The 20,761-nt window shown below is 60.6% G+C and carries 20 protein-coding genes; 11 read left to right on the plus strand and 9 right to left on the minus strand.

Features of this window, described 5'->3' with window-relative positions; all coding sequences use genetic code 11:
• Positions 1-41: 41 nt before the first annotated feature.
• Complete coding sequence (locus BMX59_RS15740) at positions 42-956, minus strand: DUF808 domain-containing protein (RefSeq protein ID WP_093123172.1); 915 nt, start codon at positions 954-956, stop codon at positions 42-44.
• 134 nt (positions 957-1,090) lie between these two features.
• Between BMX59_RS15740 and BMX59_RS15745 the strand changes: the two genes are divergently transcribed.
• Positions 1,091-1,696, plus strand: coding sequence for a TetR/AcrR family transcriptional regulator (locus BMX59_RS15745; protein WP_092247810.1), 606 nt, complete (start codon positions 1,091-1,093; stop codon positions 1,694-1,696).
• Positions 1,697-1,737: 41 nt separating this feature from the next.
• Here the strand turns inward: BMX59_RS15745 and BMX59_RS15750 are convergent, their stop codons facing one another.
• Positions 1,738-2,178: a GlcG/HbpS family heme-binding protein gene (locus BMX59_RS15750; RefSeq protein ID WP_093123179.1), complete on the minus strand. Its 441-nt coding sequence runs from the start codon at positions 2,176-2,178 to the stop codon at positions 1,738-1,740.
• A gap of 256 nt (positions 2,179-2,434) precedes the next feature.
• Between BMX59_RS15750 and gcl the strand changes: the two genes are divergently transcribed.
• From gcl to BMX59_RS15790, 8 genes are all read left to right on the plus strand, one after another.
• Positions 2,435-4,210 carry a glyoxylate carboligase gene (gene gcl / locus BMX59_RS15755; RefSeq protein WP_093123183.1) on the plus strand — a complete coding sequence of 592 codons (1,776 nt, stop codon included), beginning with the start codon at positions 2,435-2,437 and terminating at the stop codon, positions 4,208-4,210.
• Between the two features lie 10 nt (positions 4,211-4,220).
• Entirely contained in the window at positions 4,221-5,003 is a 783-nt protein-coding gene (hyi, locus tag BMX59_RS15760) for a hydroxypyruvate isomerase (RefSeq protein ID WP_071488471.1), read from the plus strand.
• Positions 5,004-5,021: 18 nt separating this feature from the next.
• Entirely contained in the window at positions 5,022-5,912 is an 891-nt protein-coding gene (locus BMX59_RS15765; protein ID WP_093123187.1) for a 2-hydroxy-3-oxopropionate reductase, read from the plus strand.
• 178 nt (positions 5,913-6,090) lie between these two features.
• Positions 6,091-7,371 (plus strand): glycerate kinase type-2 family protein, encoded by a 1,281-nt coding sequence (locus BMX59_RS15770; RefSeq protein ID WP_093123190.1) that lies wholly within the window; start codon positions 6,091-6,093, stop codon positions 7,369-7,371.
• On the plus strand, positions 7,361-8,776 hold the full coding sequence (pyk, locus tag BMX59_RS15775) for a pyruvate kinase (protein ID WP_093123193.1): 1,416 nt from the start codon (positions 7,361-7,363) through the stop codon (positions 8,774-8,776). The genes BMX59_RS15770 and pyk overlap by 11 nt, the downstream gene beginning before the upstream one ends.
• A 118-nt stretch (positions 8,777-8,894) precedes the next feature.
• A complete protein-coding gene (locus tag BMX59_RS15780) occupies positions 8,895-9,770 on the plus strand; it encodes an urea transporter (protein ID WP_092247794.1) in 876 nt (291 codons plus the stop codon).
• 31 nt (positions 9,771-9,801) lie between these two features.
• The gene (locus BMX59_RS15785) at positions 9,802-10,626 is read left to right on the plus strand and encodes an ion transporter (protein WP_092247791.1); all 825 of its coding nucleotides are present in this window, start codon (positions 9,802-9,804) and stop codon (positions 10,624-10,626) included.
• Positions 10,627-10,731: 105 nt separating this feature from the next.
• Positions 10,732-11,736, plus strand: coding sequence for a sulfate ABC transporter substrate-binding protein (locus BMX59_RS15790; protein WP_093123200.1), 1,005 nt, complete (start codon positions 10,732-10,734; stop codon positions 11,734-11,736).
• Between the two features lie 53 nt (positions 11,737-11,789).
• On the opposite strand, the gene BMX59_RS15795 is transcribed toward BMX59_RS15790, so the two are convergent.
• Positions 11,790-12,404 carry a DUF5666 domain-containing protein gene (locus BMX59_RS15795; protein WP_093123204.1) on the minus strand — a complete coding sequence of 205 codons (615 nt, stop codon included), beginning with the start codon at positions 12,402-12,404 and terminating at the stop codon, positions 11,790-11,792.
• A gap of 175 nt (positions 12,405-12,579) precedes the next feature.
• Between BMX59_RS15795 and BMX59_RS15800 the strand changes: the two genes are divergently transcribed.
• A complete protein-coding gene (locus BMX59_RS15800; protein ID WP_093123209.1) occupies positions 12,580-13,776 on the plus strand; it encodes an MFS transporter in 1,197 nt (398 codons plus the stop codon).
• 96 nt (positions 13,777-13,872) lie between these two features.
• On the opposite strand, the gene BMX59_RS15805 is transcribed toward BMX59_RS15800, so the two are convergent.
• The 4 genes from BMX59_RS15805 to BMX59_RS15820 form a co-directional block, all read right to left on the minus strand.
• A complete protein-coding gene (locus tag BMX59_RS15805) occupies positions 13,873-15,582 on the minus strand; it encodes a M10 family metallopeptidase C-terminal domain-containing protein (RefSeq protein WP_139212892.1) in 1,710 nt (569 codons plus the stop codon).
• Between the two features lie 217 nt (positions 15,583-15,799).
• Complete coding sequence (locus BMX59_RS15810) at positions 15,800-17,329, minus strand: M10 family metallopeptidase C-terminal domain-containing protein (protein WP_256572968.1); 1,530 nt, start codon at positions 17,327-17,329, stop codon at positions 15,800-15,802.
• Positions 17,330-17,702: 373 nt separating this feature from the next.
• The gene (locus BMX59_RS15815) at positions 17,703-18,107 is read right to left on the minus strand and encodes a type II toxin-antitoxin system HicB family antitoxin (RefSeq protein ID WP_092247779.1); all 405 of its coding nucleotides are present in this window, start codon (positions 18,105-18,107) and stop codon (positions 17,703-17,705) included.
• An 11-nt stretch (positions 18,108-18,118) separates the two neighbouring features.
• Positions 18,119-18,307, minus strand: coding sequence for a type II toxin-antitoxin system HicA family toxin (locus tag BMX59_RS15820; protein WP_093123217.1), 189 nt, complete (start codon positions 18,305-18,307; stop codon positions 18,119-18,121).
• Between the two features lie 190 nt (positions 18,308-18,497).
• On the opposite strand from BMX59_RS15820, the gene BMX59_RS15825 reads away from it, so the two are divergent.
• Complete coding sequence (locus BMX59_RS15825; protein WP_092247774.1) at positions 18,498-19,376, plus strand: LysR family transcriptional regulator; 879 nt, start codon at positions 18,498-18,500, stop codon at positions 19,374-19,376.
• A 29-nt stretch (positions 19,377-19,405) separates the two neighbouring features.
• Here BMX59_RS15825 and phnN read toward each other — a convergent pair whose 3' ends face one another.
• On the minus strand, positions 19,406-19,978 hold the full coding sequence (gene phnN / locus BMX59_RS15830; RefSeq protein WP_092247771.1) for a phosphonate metabolism protein/1,5-bisphosphokinase (PRPP-forming) PhnN: 573 nt from the start codon (positions 19,976-19,978) through the stop codon (positions 19,406-19,408).
• A 389-nt stretch (positions 19,979-20,367) separates the two neighbouring features.
• Entirely contained in the window at positions 20,368-20,760 is a 393-nt protein-coding gene (locus tag BMX59_RS15835; protein WP_071488485.1) for a hypothetical protein, read from the minus strand.
• Position 20,761: the final 1 nt, after the last annotated feature.

Consider the following 20,761-nt stretch of genomic DNA (forward strand, 5'->3'; position numbering starts at 1 on the left):
AAAGGCCATTCGAATGAATGGCCTTTTTTATTGCCAACGGATCAAGCCTTCGCGGCGTTCCAGAGCTTGCCCACTGCGCTGACCACCGCCAGCACCACTGCCCCCGCAACAATTCCCGCAATGCCGTTGAGCACCACCGGCACCAACCACGCCACCCCGCCCGCACCCTGGCTGACCGTTTCAATCCAGTGATGCACCACCGGCACGCCATGGGTAAGAATCCCACCGCCGACCAGGAACATCGCCGCCGTTCCGATCACCGACAGGCTCTTCATCATGTACGGTGCCGCTTGCAGGATGGCACCGCCGATACTGCGCGCCACCTGACCGGGCTTGCGGGTAAGCCACAGGCCCAGGTCATCCAGCTTGACGATACCGGCCACCAGTCCGTAGACGCCCACCGTCATGACGATGGCAATGCCGGACAGTACGATCACCTGCTGCATCAGCGGCGCATCGGCCACGGTGCCGAGGGTGATGGCGATGATTTCGGCGGAAAGGATGAAGTCGGTACGAATGGCACCCTTGATCTTGTCCTTTTCGAAGGCCACCAGGTCGGTTGCCGGATCGACCACGGCCTCGACCAACTGCGCATGTTCAGCCTGGTCCTGATCCTTGCTGTGCAGAAACTTGTGCGCGAGTTTCTCGAAACCTTCGAAACACAGGTAGGCGCCGCCGAGCATCAACAACGGCGTCACCGCCCACGGCGCGAACGCACTGATCAACAGCGCTGCGGGCACCAGGATCAACTTGTTGACGAAGGAGCCCTTGGCCACCGCCCACACCACGGGGATTTCCCGTTCGGCGCGCACGCCGGAGACCTGCTGGGCATTGAGCGCGAGGTCATCGCCCAGCACCCCGGCGGTCTTCTTCGCCGCCATCTTGGTCATCAGGGCAACGTCATCGAGTACCGCGGCGATATCGTCGATCAACACCAACAAGCTGCTTCCTGCCATGAATCGGGCTTCCGTAAGAGTGAGATGGCGCGAGCATAACGCGGCGCAAGGCCCGACGGGCAGATTGTTGAGGCGCGCGGATAGCCGGTGCTACCATGCGCAACCGCCTGTCTTGGCAAGGAAACTCCAGGTTTATGAGCACCATTCGCGAGCGCAACAAAGAAAAGATCCTGCGGGCGGCGAGCGAGGAGTTCGCCGACAAGGGCTTCGCCGCGACCAAAACCAGCGACATCGCCGCCAAGGCCGGGCTGCCCAAGCCCAACGTCTACTACTACTTCAAGTCCAAGGACAACCTCTACCGCGAGGTGCTCGAAAGCATCATCGAGCCGATCCTGGCCGCCTCCACGCCATTCAATCCGCAGGGCGACCCCAAGGAAGTCCTGAGCAACTACATCCGCTCGAAAATACGCATTTCCCGCGACCTGCCGTTTGCCTCCAAGGTGTTCGCCAGCGAAATCATGCACGGCGCGCCGCACCTGAGCGCTGATCAGGTCGAGCAACTGAATGCCCAGGCCAAACACAACATCGCGTGCATCCAGGATTGGGTGGATCGTGGCCTGATCGCGGCGATTGACCCCAATCACTTGATGTTCAGCATCTGGGCGGCCACACAGACCTACGCGGATTTCGACTGGCAGATCTCGGCAGTGACCGGCAAGGCCAAGTTGGATGAAGCGGATTACGAGGCGGCGGCGCAGACCATTATCCGGTTGGTGCTCAAGGGCTGTGAGCCGGACTGACACACCGTGTGTGTGCCAATCGGGGGCAAGTCAACACAAAATCAAGCTGACACCCCGGCATCCGCCATCAACCCCACCCCCTCGATCGCCGTGATCGCACACTGCTCATCAATATCCGACGTATCCCCGCTGATCCCGATCGCGCCCAGCACCACACCTTCCTGACTTCGAATCAACACCCCACCCGGCGCTGGCACCACACTGCCCTGCCCCAGGCTGTTCAATGCGGCGATAAAGGCCGGGCGTTGCTGCGCGTCCAGCGCCAGCAGGCGTGACCCCTTGCCCAGGGCAATCGCCCCCCAGGCCTTGCCAATGGCGATCTGCGGGCGCAGCAAGCTCGCGCCGTCCTCCCGTTGCAGGGCGATCAAGTGACCGCCGCTGTCGAGTACCGCGATGGTCAGCGGCTCCGCCGCAACACTGCGCCCTGCAGCAAGGGCCTGACTGGCCAGTTGGGTGGCAATTTTCAAGGTTAAAGCGCTCATGGTGCCGTCCTTCTTTTGTTATTGGGAACGCGGTTCAGGTCTGAATGATCAGATGCGCCACCCGGCAAATAGAACACAATGACATTTATTTTTGTATACAATACTTTCGCACAAAAGCTCCATACGTCGAAAAAAGCCGTTCCGACGAACGCAAAGGCCAGTTTATAAAATGCATTGACCTGCGCAGCCCGCCGTGAATACACTTTAGACAGACACCACTTGTATACAATTACAAAACGCAAGAGGCACCAAAATAATGAGCAAAATGAGAGCAATCGAAGCCGCCGTCCTTGTCATGCGCCGTGAAGGCGTAGACACCGCCTTCGGTATCCCAGGCGCCGCGATCAACCCGCTGTATTCGGCCTTGCAGAAGGTGGGTGGCATCGATCACGTCCTTGCTCGCCACGTTGAAGGCGCCTCCCACATGGCCGAGGGCTACACCCGCACCAAGGCCGGCAACATCGGCGTGTGCATCGGCACGTCGGGCCCGGCGGGCACCGACATGGTCACGGGTCTTTACAGCGCCTCGGCCGATTCCATCCCGATCCTGTGCATCACCGGGCAAGCGCCCCGCGCCCGCATGCATAAGGAAGATTTCCAGGCCGTGGACATCACCAGCATCGTCAAGCCGGTGACCAAGTGGGCAACCACTGTCCTGGAGCCCGGCCAAGTGCCGTATGCCTTCCAGAAAGCCTTCTATGAAATGCGCTCCGGCCGCCCCGGCCCGGTGCTGATCGACCTGCCCTTCGACGTGCAGATGGCCGAGATCGAATTCGACATCTACGCCTACCAGCCGCTGCCCCTGGCCAAGCCTTTGGCCACCCGCGTGCAGGTGGAAAAAGCCCTGGCCCTGCTGGACCAGGCCGAGCGCCCGCTGCTGGTGAGTGGCGGTGGCGTGATCAACGCCGACGCCAGCGAGCTGCTGGTGGAATTCGCTGAGTTGACCGGCATCCCAGTGATCCCGACCCTGATGGGCTGGGGCACCATCCCTGACGATCATCCGCAGATGGTCGGCATGGTCGGCCTGCAAACCTCCCACCGGTATGGCAACGCGACGCTGCTCAAGTCGGACGTGGTGCTGGGCATCGGTAACCGCTGGGCCAACCGTCACACCGGTTCGGTGGAGGTGTACACCGAGGGCCGCACGTTCATTCACGTCGACATCGAGCCCACGCAGATTGGCCGCGTCTTCACCCCGGACCTGGGCATCGTCTCCGACGCCGGCTCCGCCCTGACAATGTTCATTGAAGTGGCCCGCGAGTGGAAAGCTGCCGGCAAACTCAAGGATCGCAGTGCCTGGCTGCACGACTGCCAGCAGCGCAAGGCCACCCTGCACCGCAAGACGCACTTCGACAACGTACCGGTCAAGCCACAACGTGTGTATGAAGAAATGAACCAGGTGTTCGGCAAAGACACCTGCTACGTCAGCACCATCGGCCTGTCGCAGATTGCCGGCGCGCAGTTCCTGCACGTGTACAAGCCACGCCACTGGATCAACTGCGGCCAGGCCGGCCCATTGGGCTGGACCATCCCCGCCGCCCTCGGCGTGGTCAAGGCCGACCCGAGCCGCAAGGTGGTGGCGCTGTCCGGCGACTACGACTTCCAGTTCATGATCGAAGAACTGGCCGTGGGCGCGCAGTTCAAGCTGCCGTATATCCACGTGGTGGTGAACAACTCCTACCTGGGCTTGATCCGCCAGGCCCAGCGTGGGTTTGAAATGGACTACTGCGTGCAGCTGTCCTTCGACAACCTCAACGCCCCGGAGCTCAACGGTTATGGCGTAGACCACGTGGCCGTCGCCGAAGGCCTGGGTTGCAAGGCCCTGCGCGTGTTCGAGCCAGGCCAGATCGCGCCGGCACTGCGCCGCGCCGAGGCAATGATCGAAGAATTCAAGGTGCCGGTGATCGTTGAGATTATTCTGGAGCGCGTGACCAATATTTCCATGGGCACCGAGATCAACGCCGTCAATGAATTCGAAGATCTGGCGCTGGTCGGCAATGATGCGCCGACTGCCATTTCCCTGCTCGATTAAGGAGAACCCTATGCCGCGTTTCGCCGCCAACCTGTCCATGCTGTTTACCGAACAGGACTTCCTTGCCCGCTTCAAAGCGGCTGCCGATGCCGGTTTCCAAGGGGTCGAATACCTGTTCCCGTATGAATTCAGTTCCGCTGAAATCAAGGCGCAGCTCGACGCCAACGGCCTGACCCAGGTGCTGTTCAACCTGCCGGCCGGTGACTGGGCCAAGGGTGAACGCGGCCTGGCGTGTCACCCGGACCGCGTCGAAGAGTTTCGCGCCGGGGTCAAGCTGGCCATCGCCTACGCCCAGGTGCTGGGCAACACCCAGATCAACTGCCTGGCAGGCATCCGCCCACACGGCGTTGATGACGAAACCCTGGAAAAAACCTTCGTCGCCAACCTCAAGTACGCCGCTGAAAAACTGCAAGCGGTGGGCATCAAGCTGGTGATGGAAGCGATCAATACCCGCGACATCCCTGGCTTCTACCTGAACAACACGGCGCAGGCCCTGTCGATTCGCGAACAGGTCGGCAGCGACAACCTGTTCCTGCAGTACGACATCTACCACATGCAAATCATGGAAGGCGACCTGGCCCGCACCATGGCCGCGCACCTGGGCGAGATCAACCATATCCAGTTGGCGGACAACCCGGGGCGTAACGAGCCGGGCACCGGTGAGATCAACTACCGCTTCCTGTTCGAGCATCTGGACCGCATCGGCTACACGGGTTGGGTCGGCTGTGAATACAAGCCGTTGACCACCACCGAAGCGGGTTTGGGTTGGTTGAAAACCCATAACGCCATCTAATAAAAAGAGGATTCTTTCATGGCTAAAATCGGATTCATCGGCACCGGCATCATGGGCCAACCCATGGCCGCGAACCTGCAGAAAGCAGGCCACCAACTGTTCCTCTCCGAGCACCACGGCAAGGCCCCGCAAGCGCTGATCGACGCTGGCGCCGTGGCCCTGGCCAACCCGCAGCAGGTGGCGCAGGAAGCCGAGTTCATCATCGTGATGGTGCCGGATACACCTCAGGTGGATGACGTGCTGTTCCGCAAGGACGGCGTCGCCGCAGGCCTGTCGCGGAACAAGGTGGTGATCGACATGAGTTCGATCTCCCCCACTGCCACCAAGGCATTCGCCGCGAAGATCAACGAGACCGGCGCGCAGTACCTGGACGCGCCCGTGTCCGGTGGCGAAGTCGGCGCCAAGGCCGGCACCCTGAGCATCATGATCGGTGGCGAGCCGCAGACCTTCGAACGCGCCTTGCCGCTGTTCCAGGCCATGGGCAAGAACATCACGTTGGTGGGCGGCAATGGCGATGGCCAGACCGCCAAGGTCGCCAACCAGATCATCGTGGCGCTGAATATCCAGGCGGTGGCCGAAGCATTGTTATTCGCGTCCAGGAACGGTGCCGACCCGGCCAAGGTGCGTGAAGCCCTGATGGGCGGCTTTGCCTCGTCGAAAATCCTCGAAGTGCATGGCGAACGCATGATCAAGGGCACCTTTGATCCGGGCTTCCGTATCAACCTGCACCAGAAAGACCTCAACCTGGCACTGGCCGGGGCCAAGGAGCTGGGCATCAACCTGCCGAACACCGCCGGTACGCAACAGGTGTTCAGCACTTGCGCCGCGATTGGCGGCGGCAACTGGGACCATTCGGCGCTGATCAAGGGCCTGGAGCATATGGCGAACTTCTCGATTCGCGATAAATAACCCCTGATGAGCTGCAGTCAAATGTGGGAGGGGGCTTGCCCCCGATAGCGGTGTATCAACCGACAAAAATGTTGAATGAAAGAATGCCATCGGGGGCAAGCCCCCTCCCACCATTTGACCCCATTCCAAGCCTGAAATTGACGCACCTCTAATAACAAAAATCCCCGGGAGCCCGCTTATGTCGGTCGATCCGCAACACCTGCTTCGCGCGCTGTTTGCCACAGCCATCGACGCCGCCCACCCCCGGCAAGTCCTCGAACCCTACCTGCCCGCCGACCGCAGCGGCCGTGTGATCGTGATCGGCGCCGGCAAGGCGGCCGCCGCCATGGCGCTGGTCGTGGAGAACTGCTGGCAGGGCGACGTCAGCGGCCTGGTGGTCACCCGTTACGGCCACGGCGCACCCTGCAAAAAAATCGAAGTGGTCGAAGCCGCGCACCCGGTGCCCGATGCGGCGGGCCTCGCGGTGGCCAAGCGCGTTCTGGCATTGATCGGTAACCTCGGTGAAGACGACCGCGTGATCTTCCTGCTGTCCGGTGGCGGTTCCGCCTTGCTGGCACTGCCCGCCGAAGGCATCACCCTGACCGACAAACAGGCCATCAACAAAGCCCTGCTCAAATCCGGCGCGACCATCGGCGAGATGAATTGCGTGCGCAAGCACCTCTCCGCAATCAAGGGCGGCCGCCTGGCGAAAGCCGCATGGCCGGCGACGGTCTACACCTATGCGATTTCCGACGTACCCGGCGATCAGGCCACGGTGATTGCCTCCGGGCCCACGGTGGGCGACCCGAGCACCTCGCAACAGGCCCTGGCGATCCTCAAGCGCTACCACATCGACGTTCCCGCCTCGGTGCGCAATTGGTTGCAAGACCCGGCCTCGGAAACCGTCAAGCCCGGCGACCCGGTGCTCTCGCGCAGCCACTTCCAATTGGTCGCCCGCCCGCAGCAATCTCTCGAAGCCGTGGCGGTGAAAGTGCGCCAGGCCGGGTTCAGCCCATTGATCCTCGGCGACCTGGAAGGCGAAGCGCGGGACGTGGCCAAGGTACACGCCGGCATTGCCCGGCAAATCGTGCAACACGGCCAGCCGCTGGCGGCGCCATGCGTGATTCTCTCCGGTGGCGAAACCACCGTCACCGTGCGCGGCACTGGCCGTGGCGGGCGCAACGCGGAGTTCCTGCTGAGCCTCACCGATAGCCTCAAGGGCCTGCCCGGCGTATACGCCCTGGCCGGTGATACCGACGGTATCGACGGCTCGGAAGACAACGCCGGCGCCATCATGACCCCCTGCAGTTACCGCCGCGCCGAAGCCCTCGGCCTGTCGGCCAGCGACGAATTGGACAACAACAACGGCTACGGCTATTTCGCCGCCCTCGACGGGTTGATCGTCACCGAGCCGACGCGCACCAACGTCAACGACTTCCGCGCCATCCTGATCCTTGAGACTGCCCAACATGACGCCTGACAAGAAGGTCAAAATCCTCGCCACCCTGGGCCCGGCCACCGACGGTATCGATGACATCCGCGAACTGGTGGAAGCCGGGGTGAATATCTTCCGGCTCAATTTCAGCCACGGCGATCATGCCGACCACGCCCAGCGCTACCAATGGATCCGCCAGGTCGAGCGCCAGCTGAATTACCCGTTGGGCATCCTCATGGATTTACAGGGGCCGAAGCTGCGGGTCGGGCGTTTTGCCGAGGGCAAGGTGCAACTGGTGCGCGGCCAGGCCCTGCGCCTTGACCTGGATCCGACGCCGGGCGACCAGCGCCGGGTCAACCTGCCCCACCCGGAAATCATCGCGGCGCTGGAGCCGGGCATGGACCTGCTGCTGGATGACGGCAAGCTGCGTCTGCGGGTCATCACCAAACATACTGACGCCATCGACACCACCGTGCTCAATGGTGGCGAACTGTCGGACCGCAAAGGCGTGAACGTCCCACAAGCCCTGTTGGAACTCAGCCCACTGACCGCCAAGGATCGGCGCGACCTGAGCTTCGGCCTGGAACTGGGCGTGGACTGGGTGGCGCTGTCGTTTGTGCAGCGCCCGGAGGATATCCGCGAAGCCCGCGAGCTGATCGGCGACAAGGCCTTCCTGATGGCCAAGATCGAAAAGCCCTCGGCTGTGCAGCACCTGCGAGAAATCGCCGAACTGAGCGACGCCATCATGGTGGCCCGGGGCGACCTGGGCGTGGAAGTGCCAGCCGAGAGCGTGCCGCAGATCCAGAAAGACATCATCCGTACCTGCCGCCAACTGGGCAAACCGGTGGTGGTGGCCACACAGATGCTGGAGTCGATGCGCTTCTCGCCGGCGCCGACCCGTGCCGAAGTCACCGATGTCGCCAACGCCGTGGCCGAAGGCGCGGACGCGGTGATGCTGTCGGCGGAAACGGCGTCCGGCGAGTACCCGCTGGAAGCCGTGCAGATGATGAGCAAGATCATCCGTCAGGTGGAAAACGGCCCGGACTACCAGACCCAGCTCGACGTCAACCGGCCCAAGGCGGATGCCACGGTGTCGGACGCACTCAGCTGTGCGATCCGCCGCATCAGCAGCATCCTGCCGGTGGCGGTGCTGGTGAACTACAGCGAGTCGGGCAGTTCCAGCCTGCGCGCGGCCAGGGAGCGGCCAGTGGCGCCGATCCTCAACCTTACGCCGAACCTGTCCACGGCGCGGCGCTTGAGCGTGGCGTGGGGCGTGCACTCGGTGGTCAATGACCGCCTGCGCCAAGTGGATGAGGTGTGCTCCACGGCACTGGAGATAGCCCAGGCACAGGGCATGGCGGAGCGTGGGGATACGTTGGTGATTACGGCGGGGGTGCCGTTCGGGCGGCCGGGGTCGACCAACTCGCTGCGTATCGAGACGCTGATTTAGCGTCTGTAAGGCCCTCATCGGGGGCAAGCCCCCTCCCACATTTGAATCTGTGAACCCAATCAAGTGTGGGAGGGGCTTGCCCCCGATGGGAACAACTCGGTCCCACTGATTAATCACCATGCACAACCCATCCTGCCCTGACTGGGCCGAAGCCCTGCTCAACGGCTTCAGCCAGATCTTCCTGCAGCGCCAGCCGCTGTGCGGCCTGCTGTGCCTGCTGGCGATCCTGATCGGCGCCCCGGCCTTGTTCGGCGGGGCGCTGCTGGGTGGCGTGGCGGGGTTGCTCACGGCCCAGCGTCGCGGTTATCCCAAGGCCGAACGCCAGGCCGGCCTTTACAGCTACAACGGCGTTCTGCTGGGCTTATTGATCAGCCAGCACTTTGCCTGGTCGGCGTTGTTGCCGCCGCTGATCCTGGCGTGCGGCGGACTGGCGGCGATGTTGACACGGCAATGGTTGAAACACGCCGACCAGCCCAATGACTTGCCCGCTTACACGGTGCCTTTTGTCGGCCTGGGCTGGTTGTTGCTGGGCACGGTGCCGCAGAACACGTTTGCCCTGGGCGAACCCGACACCTTGGCTATCCTCACGGCGCCTTTTACCGGGCTTGCGCAGATCATGCTGCTGGACCAACCAGTGGCGGGCGCGCTGATTGCACTGGGTCTGTGGCTGGCCAACCGCCGCGCCGCTGTATGGGCGCTGATCGGTGCCAGCGTCGGTGTGCTGCTTGCGCTGTGGCTGGACGAACCTGCGGGCGCCCTCCTCGGCCTGCACAGCTACAACCCGGCATTGGCGGCCATGGCATTGAGCCAGATGCGTCGCCAACCCTGGTTGCCGCTGCTCGGTATCCTGCTGGCGATCCTCCTCACACCGGGCTTTGCGGCCCTGCACCTGCCCGCGTTGACCGCGCCATTCATACTCGCCTGCTGGCTGATACGCGCAGGTGTTCGAGTGCTTCAGAAACCCCGCATGGACAGCCCCTTCGAATCCCCCTAGGCTTGCTCGATATTCGATTCAGGCGGGCTTTATGGACAGCAACAACGACTGGCGCCAACGGCTCTACGTCATGGTTTTTCAAAGTGACACAGTCGCCGGGCGGCGCTTCGATGGCATCCTGCTGCTGATCATCCTCGCCAGCCTGGTGATCGTGATGCTCGACAGCATTGACCAGATTCACCAGAACTACGCCGACGTGCTGGCGTACATCGAGTGGGGGTTCACCCTCATCTTCCTGATCGAGTACGGGCTGCGGCTGTACTGTTCGCCCAAACCCTTGCGCTACGCCTTCAGCTTTTATGGGTTGGTGGATTTGCTGGCCATCGTGCCCGGTATCCTTGCGCTGTATTACAGCGACGCGCAGTACCTGCTGATCGTCCGCATCATCAGGATGTTGCGGATCTTCCGCGTGCTCAAGCTCAGCCCCTACCTCAAGCAGGCCAACTACCTGATGGCGGCGCTGCGCGGCAGCAAGCAGAAGATCGTGGTGTTCCTGGTCAGCGTGTGCACCCTGGTGACGGTGTTCGGCACCCTGATGTACGTGATCGAAGGCCCGGAGCACGGCTTTACCAGTATTCCCAAGGGCATCTACTGGGCCATCGTGACCCTGACCACGGTGGGCTTTGGCGACATCGTGCCCAAGACCCCGCTGGGCCAGGTGATTTCGTCCCTGGTGATGATCACCGGTTACTCGATCATCGCCGTGCCCACCGGGATTTTCACCGCCGAACTGGCCAGTGCCATGCGCGGTGAACAATTGCAGCATGACTGCCCGGTGTGCAAGAAAGACAGCCATGAGCCAAACGCAGCGTTCTGCTCACGCTGTGGCAGTCATCTTTTCAAGAAAGTGGAATAAGCAAAGTTCGTTTTAATCTTTAAACGTCTATGCGACGCCAGCTATAGTCGCTGGCAAATTGCCCCTACTCAATCAGCAACCTTCTCGAACAACAAGGAATGAGCAGTGAAAAAACTCCTTAGCGCCTCCCTTCTGGCCGCCGGCCTTGCCCTGGTGGGCGCCGTCCAGGCTGCCCCCGTCACACTGCTCAACGTCTCCTACGACGTGATGCGCGACTTCTACAAGGACTACAACGCTGCCTTCCAGAAACACTGGGAAGCCGAGCACCCGAACGACAAGCTGACGCTGCAGATGTCCTTCGGTGGCTCCAGCAAGCAAGCACGCTCGGTCATCGACGGCCTGCCGGCCGATGTGATCACCATGAACATGGCCACCGACATCAACGCCCTGGTGGACAACGGCAAACTGGTGCCGGACAACTGGGTCACCCGCCTGCCGAACAACAGCGCGCCGTTCACCTCAGCCACCGTTTTCATCGTGCGCAAAGGCAACCCCAAAGCCCTGAAAGACTGGCCGGACCTGTTGAAGGATGGCGTTCAAGTGATCGTGCCCAACCCGAAAACCTCGGGTAACGGCCGCTACACCTACCTGTCGGCCTGGGGTTATGTGCTGAAGAACGGCGGTGACGAAAACAAGGCCAAGGCCTTTGTTGGCAAGCTGTTCAAGCAAGCGCCGGTACTGGACACCGGTGGCCGTGCCGCCACCACCACCTTCATGACCAACCAGATCGGCGACGTGCTGGTGACCTTCGAGAACGAAGCGGAAATGATCGCCCGCGAATTCGGCCGTGATCAGTTCGAAGTGATCTACCCGAGCGTTTCCGCCGAAGCCGAGCCGCCGGTGTCGGTGGTCGACAAAGTGGTCGAGAAGAAAGGCACGCGCGTGGCGGCCGAAGACTACCTGAAGTACCTGTGGTCGCCGGAAGGCCAGGAAATCGCGGCCAACAACTACCTGCGCCCGCGTGATCCGAAGGTGCTGGCCAAGTACACCGACCGGTTCCCGAAAGTCGACTTCCTGTCGGTAGAGAAGACCTTTGGAGACTGGCGTACCGTGCAGAAGACCCACTTCAATGATGGTGGGGTGTTCGACCAGATCTACAGCGGCCAGTAATTGATATGTGGGAGGGGCAAGCCCCCTCCCACATTTGGCTCTGTGTCTGGCCGTTACATCGGTGGTGTCACGCCATCCTTACCGGCGGAGATCGCCTGGGCCGTGATCGTCCCATCCGCGCCCTGCGCGGCAAACAGCACCACCTTCACCCCCGGCTTGAGCAGGCTGCGGTCACCCGGCTCCAGGTTGACGATCGGCACATCTTCCGGCACCACGATCTTCTGCTCGCCGCCTTTGTATTTCACCGTCAGCGTGCGCCCGTTGCTCACTACCAGGTCGCCGACGGTGCCGTTGGTCATGCTGCTGCCTTCTTTCAAATCAAACGCGCGGTGCCCGTCGCCGGTGCCGGCCATGGCTGGCGGGAACACGTGCACTTCCAGCGCGGTAAGGCTGCCATCGTCGTTGGGCATCGCGGCCGAGCCGATGTAGCTGCCCGGCTTGATCTCATCGATTTTGGCCAGGGTGACCGCGCGCACCTGGGTGTCTTTGGTCAAGTGCACGACCACCTCTTCGCCGCTGTTGACCTTGACGTGCATCGCATCGCCGTCCATCGCCGTGATGGCGCCGCGTACGCCCACGCGAGGCGTCTCGGCAGCCTGGGCCAGGCCCACGGCCATGGCGGCGGCCAGCGTGGAAGCCAGGAGCATCTTGTTCAACGTGATCTTCATTGCAATGGATTTCCTGTTTCAGCAGTGGTGCCTGAATGTATCATCAGCCTTCGCGCAGAAAGTTAACGATTCACTCATCATTACCGGGCATGAGTGTTATCACTGCCAGCGGCCTACCCGGGCTACGGTGTTGTCTTTAGGCTCGCCCCACTTCCTTCGCTTTTATGAGAACACCATGAACGCTACTTCCCACGCTACAAGCACCATGACCCGGAGCATGGTGATGCTGTTTGCGTTTTGCTGCGGCGCCATCGTTGCCAACATCTACTACGCGCAACCCATCATCGAGCTGATCGCGCCGGACATCGGCCTTACGCCGGCCATGGCCAGCCTGATCGTTTCACTGACGCAAATCGGCTACGCCCTGGGGCTGTTTTTCCTGGTACCCCTGGGCGACCTGTTGGAAAACCGCAAGCTGATGATCGCCACTACCGTGATCGCTATCGCCAGCCTGCTGGGCGCAGCGGTCACCGAGCAGCCGAACCTGTTCCTGCTGGTGTCGCTGCTGATCGGCTTCAGTTCGGTGTCGGTGCAGATCCTGATTCCGCTGGCCGCGCACCTGGCGCCCGCCGAATCCCGGGGCCGTGTGGTCGGCAGCATCATGGGTGGCCTGTTGCTGGGCATCCTGCTGGCGCGGCCGGTGTCCAGCGTGGTCGCGGACCACTTCGGCTGGCGGGCGATGTTCATGGCGGCGGCGGCGCTGATGGCGTTTATCAGTGTGGTGTTGATGCTGACCATTCCCAAGCGTCAGCCGGATCACTCTGCCAGCTATGGTCAACTGCTGCGCTCCCTCGGCACCTTGCTGCGTGAGCAACCGGTGCTGCGTCAACGGGCGTTCTACCAGGGCTGCATGTTTGCCACCTTCAGCCTGTTCTGGACCGCCGCCCCACTGGAACTGGCGCGTAACCATGGCCTGAGCCAAAGCGAGATCGCCCTGTTCGCCCTGGTCGGCGCACTGGGCGCCATAGCCGCACCCATCGCCGGTCGCCTGGCCGATGCCGGTCACACCCATCGCGCTTCGCTGCTGGCCATGTTGTTCGCCGCGTTGAGCTTCCTGCCGGCCTTCGTGCACCCGCTGTACAGCGTGATTGGCCTGGCCGTGACTGGCGTGGTCCTGGACTTCTGCGTGCAGATGAACATGGTGCTCGGCCAGCGCGCCATCTACGCCCTCGACGCCAACAGCCGCAGCCGCCTGAACGCGCTGTACATGACCAGCATCTTCATCGGCGGTGCCTTCGGCTCGGCGATTGCCAGCAGCGTGTATGAACACGGCGGCTGGATGGGTGTAATGCTGGTGGGCAGTGCGTTCCCCTTGATCGCGCTATTACGGTTCCTGAGCGCTTCACGCGAAGCCTCGGTGGCCACTGCCTGAGGCGCTTGTTTCGCTATGCCAAAGCCGTCCGCCAGCAATGACGGACGGCTTTGACTGGATGCCGTTTCAAACGGCGACGCGACTTTTGCAAGACCATCAGTTACGTCGGGATAACTGCTGATCGTAGGCCTGGTTCACCTTCATACCCACCACGTCTGCGGCGCTTATCACGTTAGGGCTATTGACGACAAAATCACTGCATTTGTCCCCGTCCAGGTCAACGGCTACCCAGTACAGGCCATCACAGTCTGATTTCATGATGAATGCCTCACCGGCCTTTCCCGTGAACCTGTCTACCTGTGTCAGCGAAACACCCGACTTTTCAAGCATCCTGGATAAATCGATTTTATCCTTGCCACTGGTGAAATCCTCCAAGGTGTCGACCTTTTGGCAGTTCGATTCAGAAGCCGAACTGTAAGAGTGCGTTTTGCCGCCCCCCTGCTCTTTTGCTGCGTTCTCTCTTTTAGTCCTCGGCGGGCTGGGCTCTGGTTCCGGAGCTGTCGTCAAATCGGGCTCTGGTTCAATTGAGGTGGGAGGTTCAGGGTTGACCATCAAATCCTTGTAGTGGATTTTCCCGTTACAGCTCACCAGAAAATCAGGCTTCCCATTACCTGTCAGGTCAAGCGCCAGGCGTCCCTGCCCGTTGCTCGCGTCGTGGCTCAATACCGCCTCGCCCGCACGCCCGCTGAATCGGTCAACAATGTAGAGGACCTTTACAGCAGCGCGCTTCAATAGCGTGGAGATGTCGACTCTGTCAGTACCGCTGGCAAAATCCATGATCAAATCAGGGGACTCAGGCGTGGAGTCTGCGATGCTGTCATAGACAAACGTATCCGCACCGCCGCCGCCCTCGAGCTTGTCCGCCCCGCCACCGCCCTTGAGGCGGTTGCCGATAGGGTTACCGATCAGGCTGTCATCACTGGAACCACCCACCGCATTTTCCAACGTGACGCCCTTGGCGATGGAGACGTTGTTTTTCAGGCCGCCAACATCCGAAAAGGACTCAGCATTCAGATTGATTTTCTGTTTCTGGCGGAAACCGGAAAAGTCCAGGGTATCGGTTCCACCTGCATCCCAGACGCAAAAAACAGGTTTGTCCTTGGCGCTCTTCAGGCTGTAGAAATCTCGACCGGTGTTGGAGTTGAAGCCGTAGACCGTGTTGGTTTTTCGGGTGTGGGTGTTCGCCCCGTACAACCTCTGCGCAGCGGCGATATCGTGCATCATGGGGGCCGCGATTTTTTTGCCGCCGTAAGGATAATCGCCAAAGGATGAATCGTGGTAGCTCATGGCGGTGTAGGTGGTTGAGTCCTCTCGGTAAGGCGGACCGTCGTCGTGGGGATGCTCAAGACCGATGGAATGGCCAATTTCATGGACTGTTACCTTATCAAACAAAGTCCCGTGTTCCAGCTTTCCATCAGCCCCCTGAGTGCCGATGTCGACCGTACCGATCGAAAAGCTATTGGGCAGACTCGCTACTCCCCCTCTATCTCCCGCTAAGGGTGAGATACGGAGGGAGGCATCGGCCCCCTTGGCATTTTCCTTGAACGACAGATTGGTCACCTCCGCCCAGGACCGAAGCCCCTCCTTGATCCGCGATTTCTGGTGAGGGGTGAATCTGGAATCCAAGGTATACGAAAGATCTATTTTTCCGTCGTTATTCCGATCTCGCCATTTGTAACCGCCTCGCGTGAGATGTTTCGCCGCTTGATCCGTCGTGTATGAAGTGGGATGGCCATCTGTTTTTAAATTGTCAGAACCCATAATCCTGCTACTGCTCGCAACAGGGGAAACATTTGATATCTTCATGAGCAACTCGCTAGACTTTTAAAAAAGGAAACAACAACTAATACTCACACCAGTTACTTGCAAACAAACAAACCATGAACACACAAGCAAAATCGCACAGAGAAGTACGCCAAGCAAGTACGTGAGTCATACCAACTGAAACGCCGTGCATGCGCCATAAACAAACCTATAAAAACTCACACTCCAATACTTGCAATTGACAACAGTTTCCAAGCGTTCACCGGAACCAGCTGAATATCCAGTTCGCGAAGCGCGAGACCCCTGAAACGATCTGTTTGCCCACCCGCGATCCAAACCAGGGTGTGGGCCCGGGCGTTGAAAGCGGATCCGGCTCTGAAGTCGAGTCAAGCGCAGGATCCTGTTCAGGCTCCGGCGCGGGGTCAGTGGCTGGAGTGGACGTCACCGCCACGACCTCTCTCTCACCGCTCCAGATCACATCTTCCTGTTTGATTTGGCCTTGGCTGCTGATCAACAGATTTGCCGTGCCATCTCCCGTGGTATCCACCGCCAGTGTGGAGCGCCCGGTTGCCGTGTCATGCCTGAGCACCGCGTCGCCGGCACGACCACTGAAGCTATCCGTGAAGTTCAGCGACGTGAGCCCCGCCTCGCGCAGTACGCCGGCCACGTCGATTTTGTCGCTACCGCTGGTGAAGTCCTGAATAAAGTCGGGAGCCTGGGGCGTTGAGTCGCTGACGCGGTCGTATACAAAGGTGTCGGCGCCGGCACCGCCGTGCAGCGTGTCGCTGCCGCCAGCCCCTTTCAAGCGGTTATTGGCGCTGTTACCCGTCAACACATCGCTGTTGGAGCCCCCAATAGCGTTCTCAACGATCACGCCCTTGGCGATCGACACATTACCCCGCAGCCCCCCCACATCGGAAAACGCCTCGGCATTGAGGTTGATGTTTTGTTTATTGCCAAAGCCGGAAAAATCCAGGGTGTCCTCGCCTCCACCATCCCAGACGCAGAAGACGGGCTTGTCGCGGGCGCTCTTGAGGCTGTAGTGCGCACGATCGGTGTTGGAGTTGAACCCATACACGGTATCGGTGGCACGGGTGCGCGTATTCGCCCCGTATGAGCGCTGGAGCGCCGCGATATCGTCCATCATGGGCGCTGCGGGTTGTTGTTCGTTGAAGTCATGACCCGGTTGCTTGCGCTCCGACCAATAGCTCATGACACTGCGGGCCTTGGTGTCCTGCGTATAATCGGCATTGGCCTCGTAAGTGCCACCGCCGTCGTAACCGCCCGGATGTTGCAGGCCCAGGGTGTGCCCCAACTCATGGGCCAACAGGAACATGAAATGACTGCCCACTCCAGGATTGGCGCCCGCGCCTGCCGTCCCAACTTTCGCCGTTACGTTCGATTGGTATCGGTTGGGAAATTCTCCGTGGCCCGACCAGGAGCCTGGCATGCCTCTGATGACGATAGAGCCATCGACCTGGGCACCGTTTTCAACAAAGGAAATGTTGGCGACATCGGCATAAGCCTTCAATGCCTGCCTGGCGCGCTCTTTCTGGGCCGCAGTAAAGACGCCGGAAAAACTAAAGCCCACCACGACTTTATTGTCTCGATCTCGATCATGAAACTTGAAGTTACCTCGAGTGATATGTTTCGCTGCCTGCGCGGTGCTGAGCGACCTCTTTTTGCTGGTCCAGTACGAGGCGCCGTTATCGAACGCAGACAAAAGGGAATGCGACGAGTGAACAGGGGGTTGCTGTGAAGTTTGTCGGACAGGAAAGTGCATGATCATGAATACTCTGAACAGTGAACAGCCATTCGTCCATGTATGAGAAATATCAACGCTGACCAGTCCATTGGCAGCCCATTAAATTCTCAAATTAACGACTTCTTCACCAGCGCGAGTTCTTTTCAACAATACTTAATGAACACACCTGTAAAGTAAACACACAAAATCAGTTAACAGCCGACTATTCCCGACATACCAACAACACTATGAAGTTGATTTTTCTAGGCAAAAATCTTGTAAAACACCCCTTTAACTTAATCAAAATCTTAATTTAAAACATGAGGAAACTCACTCAAACATGCCTGAAAAAAGGCGGGCAAAAAAAACGTGCTCATCCGACAACGCACGCTTCCAACCCTGACACCGCCTGATAGCCCTAGGATCGCACCAGTTTTTCCAACGCCGCGTCCGCCAGGAATGACGAGCGGCTTTTGACCTTGTGCTCCCGCACATAGCGGTCGATGCGCTGGATGACATAACCGGGCAGGGTCACATTGACCTTCTCGGTCTTACCCAGGTAGGGCGTGACGTCCAACTCCAACATGCCCCAGCCCATCCCGGCGTAGTCCTCATGGGCATGATAACGGGCGACCGACGTTGGCATCGGAATCGTCCCACCTTCTGCGGCGATCTCTTGCAGCATGATGTGCGCAACTTCCACGGCGGCTTTGTAGGCCTCTTCAAAACTGTCCCCGGCGGTGACTGCACCGGGGATATCGGGGATCTGGATACCGGTGGCGGTGAAGTCATCGCCCCATTCGATACAGATTGGGTATTGCATGAATGCTCTCCTTAAAAATCAAACAGCCCGGCGCGTTTCCTGATGCTTCTGAGGGTGCCCAGTGGCAGGTCCTTCTTGGGGTGGGGTACCGGGATTGTGTACGGGCTATAACGATGGATAAAAATGTGATGACTGCCCGTTACCCGATCCAAAACCCAACCCGCGTCTTGCAGTTCCTTGATCAATAGCCTGCTTTGCACCCCAGCCTCCTTGGCTTGGCCCGAATAAAAGTAACTCTAGAGTTATCTTTACTCAAGCACAAAATGCGCATGTCTGACTAACGGCTGTTTTACCGAATATTGAAAACTCAACGGCTCACCACGGGAAACGCATGACACCGCTAGCCCAGCGCCTTAGGCTTGAGCGCCGCCCAGTCAACAGGAACATCCGATGGACCGTCTCACTGCCATGGAAACCTTCGTTCACGTCGTCGAGACCGGCTCCTTCTCGGCCGCCGCCAAACGACTGGGCGTAGGCCAGCCCGCCGTTTCCAAAAGCATCGCGCAGTTGGAAGCCCGCCTGGCCGTGCGGTTGTTACTGCGCTCGACCAGGGGCCTGACCCCTACCGAGGCAGGCCTGGCATTTTTCGAGAAAGCCAAGAGCGCCATTTTCGAAGCCGACGAAGCTGACGAGGCCGCCCGTGGCGCAGGCGCTGGCTTGACGGGCAACCTGCGGGTCAGCGCCGGCGTGACGTTCTCCCGCATGCGGATCATTCCCAACCTGGGACCGTTCCTGGACCAACACCCCGGCCTGAACATCGACGTGTTGCTTGACGACCGCCTCCTCAACCTGGTTGAAGACGGCATCGACGTTGCTCTGCGTATCGGCAACCTGAGCGATTCCGGCCTCACTGCTCGCCGGCTTGGCCAAAGCCCGAGCCGGGTGTTCGGTACACCGGCCTACTTCGAACGTTTCGGCGAGCCACAAAGCCCGGCGGATATCCTCAACCACCAGGCCGTGATCTACAGCCTCGGGGAAAGCCCGCTCTGGTCGTTCAAACAAGGCCCCCACGAACACACCATTGCCGCTCGCGGGCGCTTGCGTGTCACCTCTTCCGAAGGCTTGCGCGCAGGCGTACTCGCCCACCATGGCCTGGCGATGACGTCCGAATGGATGTTCTCGCCGGAATTGGCCAGGGGGGAGGTGAAAGCTGTGTTGACCGATTGGGAACTGCCTCCCAAGGATCTCTGGGCGGTATTGCCGACGGGTCGGATGCCGAGTGCCAAGGCCAAGGCGTTTATCAGCTATGTTGAAGGGTTAATGACCTAGCGCCATCCGTAGGCCGGTGCAGCGCGAGGTCAAGCGCATGCCGAATGCCCGTGGTCGAGGCAGCACAGCAGGCGCTCGACCGTGTGGTCCAGCGGCCCGGAGTTATCCAGCACGAACAACCCCGCGCCATTACCGGCGATCAGCTCGGCGGTGAACCGCGCATTGCGTGCCAGGCGCGCTTCGATATCCGCCAACGCCTCACGGCCCCGTGCGATCAAGCGTTGGCGCAACACGGCCTGGTCCACCGTCAACAGCAACACCAGCGACGTCGGATAGCGCTCGCGGGTCTGCGCCAGGTGTGCACGGGAGCCGTTGACCAGTACGTCGTCCCCCGCTGCCAGCCAGTCGTCAATCACCCTGGGAATGCCGTAGGACAAGCCATTCGCCTGCCAACTGAGGGCAAACGCACCCTCGGCCTGCATCTGCGCAAACCGCTCCGGGCTCACCCCTTGCGCCGCTTCGCCCACCGACTCCGGCGAGCGAGTGATCACGCGGCGTACAATGCGGCAGCCGCGCTCGGCCAAACGTGGGCGTGCGGCATCCAGCAGGCTGTCCTTGCCCGAGCCCGAAGGCCCGATGAGATAGATCAACCTGCCTGGCATCAGAACACCCTCTTCGCTTGTCGTCATACGTATTGCGCTACAGGCGACCCTTCGCGGCTGCGGGCCTGGACCCGGTCTTCGCGCGGGCCGAGGGCAGTCTCGCCAAGGTCCTTCAGCCCTGCCGCTAAGTATATCCAGCAAGCCCCCGGCCGCCAGGCCGGAGGCGGTCACATTACCGGAGAGCGACGCGTCGCGCACCACGTTCGGCGCCCCCCCTCGACACTTTCATGTTCAGCGTCTGGCAGCCCTTCGCCGCCTCAGGCGTAGTGGGGTGCCGCATTCTTTCCATCGGGGGCAAGCCCCCTCCCATCTTTCTTTGATCTCCAGTGTTTGAAAGAGCGGATTTCAAAGCGCAAAAAAAGGCGACCTGTGTAATAGGTCGCCTTTTGTCATTGCGCGTACTGCTTGCTCAACCCCGGCGGCACACCCTGCACATCGGTGTCTTCCCACGGCCCGTTCGGGCTGATCGAGCGGCTCCAGCCGTTGCTCCAGCGGTAATACGTGCGCTGGCGATAGAAGGTGTCGGGCTGGTCGTCCAGTACATACACCTGCATCTTGCCGTCCCAGTGGCTGGCAGCGCCTGGAGGTGGCGCAAACGTCGGCGACTTGGTCGGCACGGGCTTCGGCGGCGGGGTCACCGGGCCGGACGGTTTGGTGCTCGGTTGGGTCGACGGGGACGGTGGAATGGTCGGGCCGGTAGGTGCCGGAGGTGGGCGATGGACCGCACAAGCGCTCAGGCCCAATACCAGGCTGAGCAGGGTGATGCGTGCAAATGCGGTCATG

It is taken from the genome of Pseudomonas sp. NFR09, from assembly GCF_900111535.1.
GTDB classification, from domain to species: domain Bacteria; phylum Pseudomonadota; class Gammaproteobacteria; order Pseudomonadales; family Pseudomonadaceae; genus Aquipseudomonas; species Aquipseudomonas extremorientalis.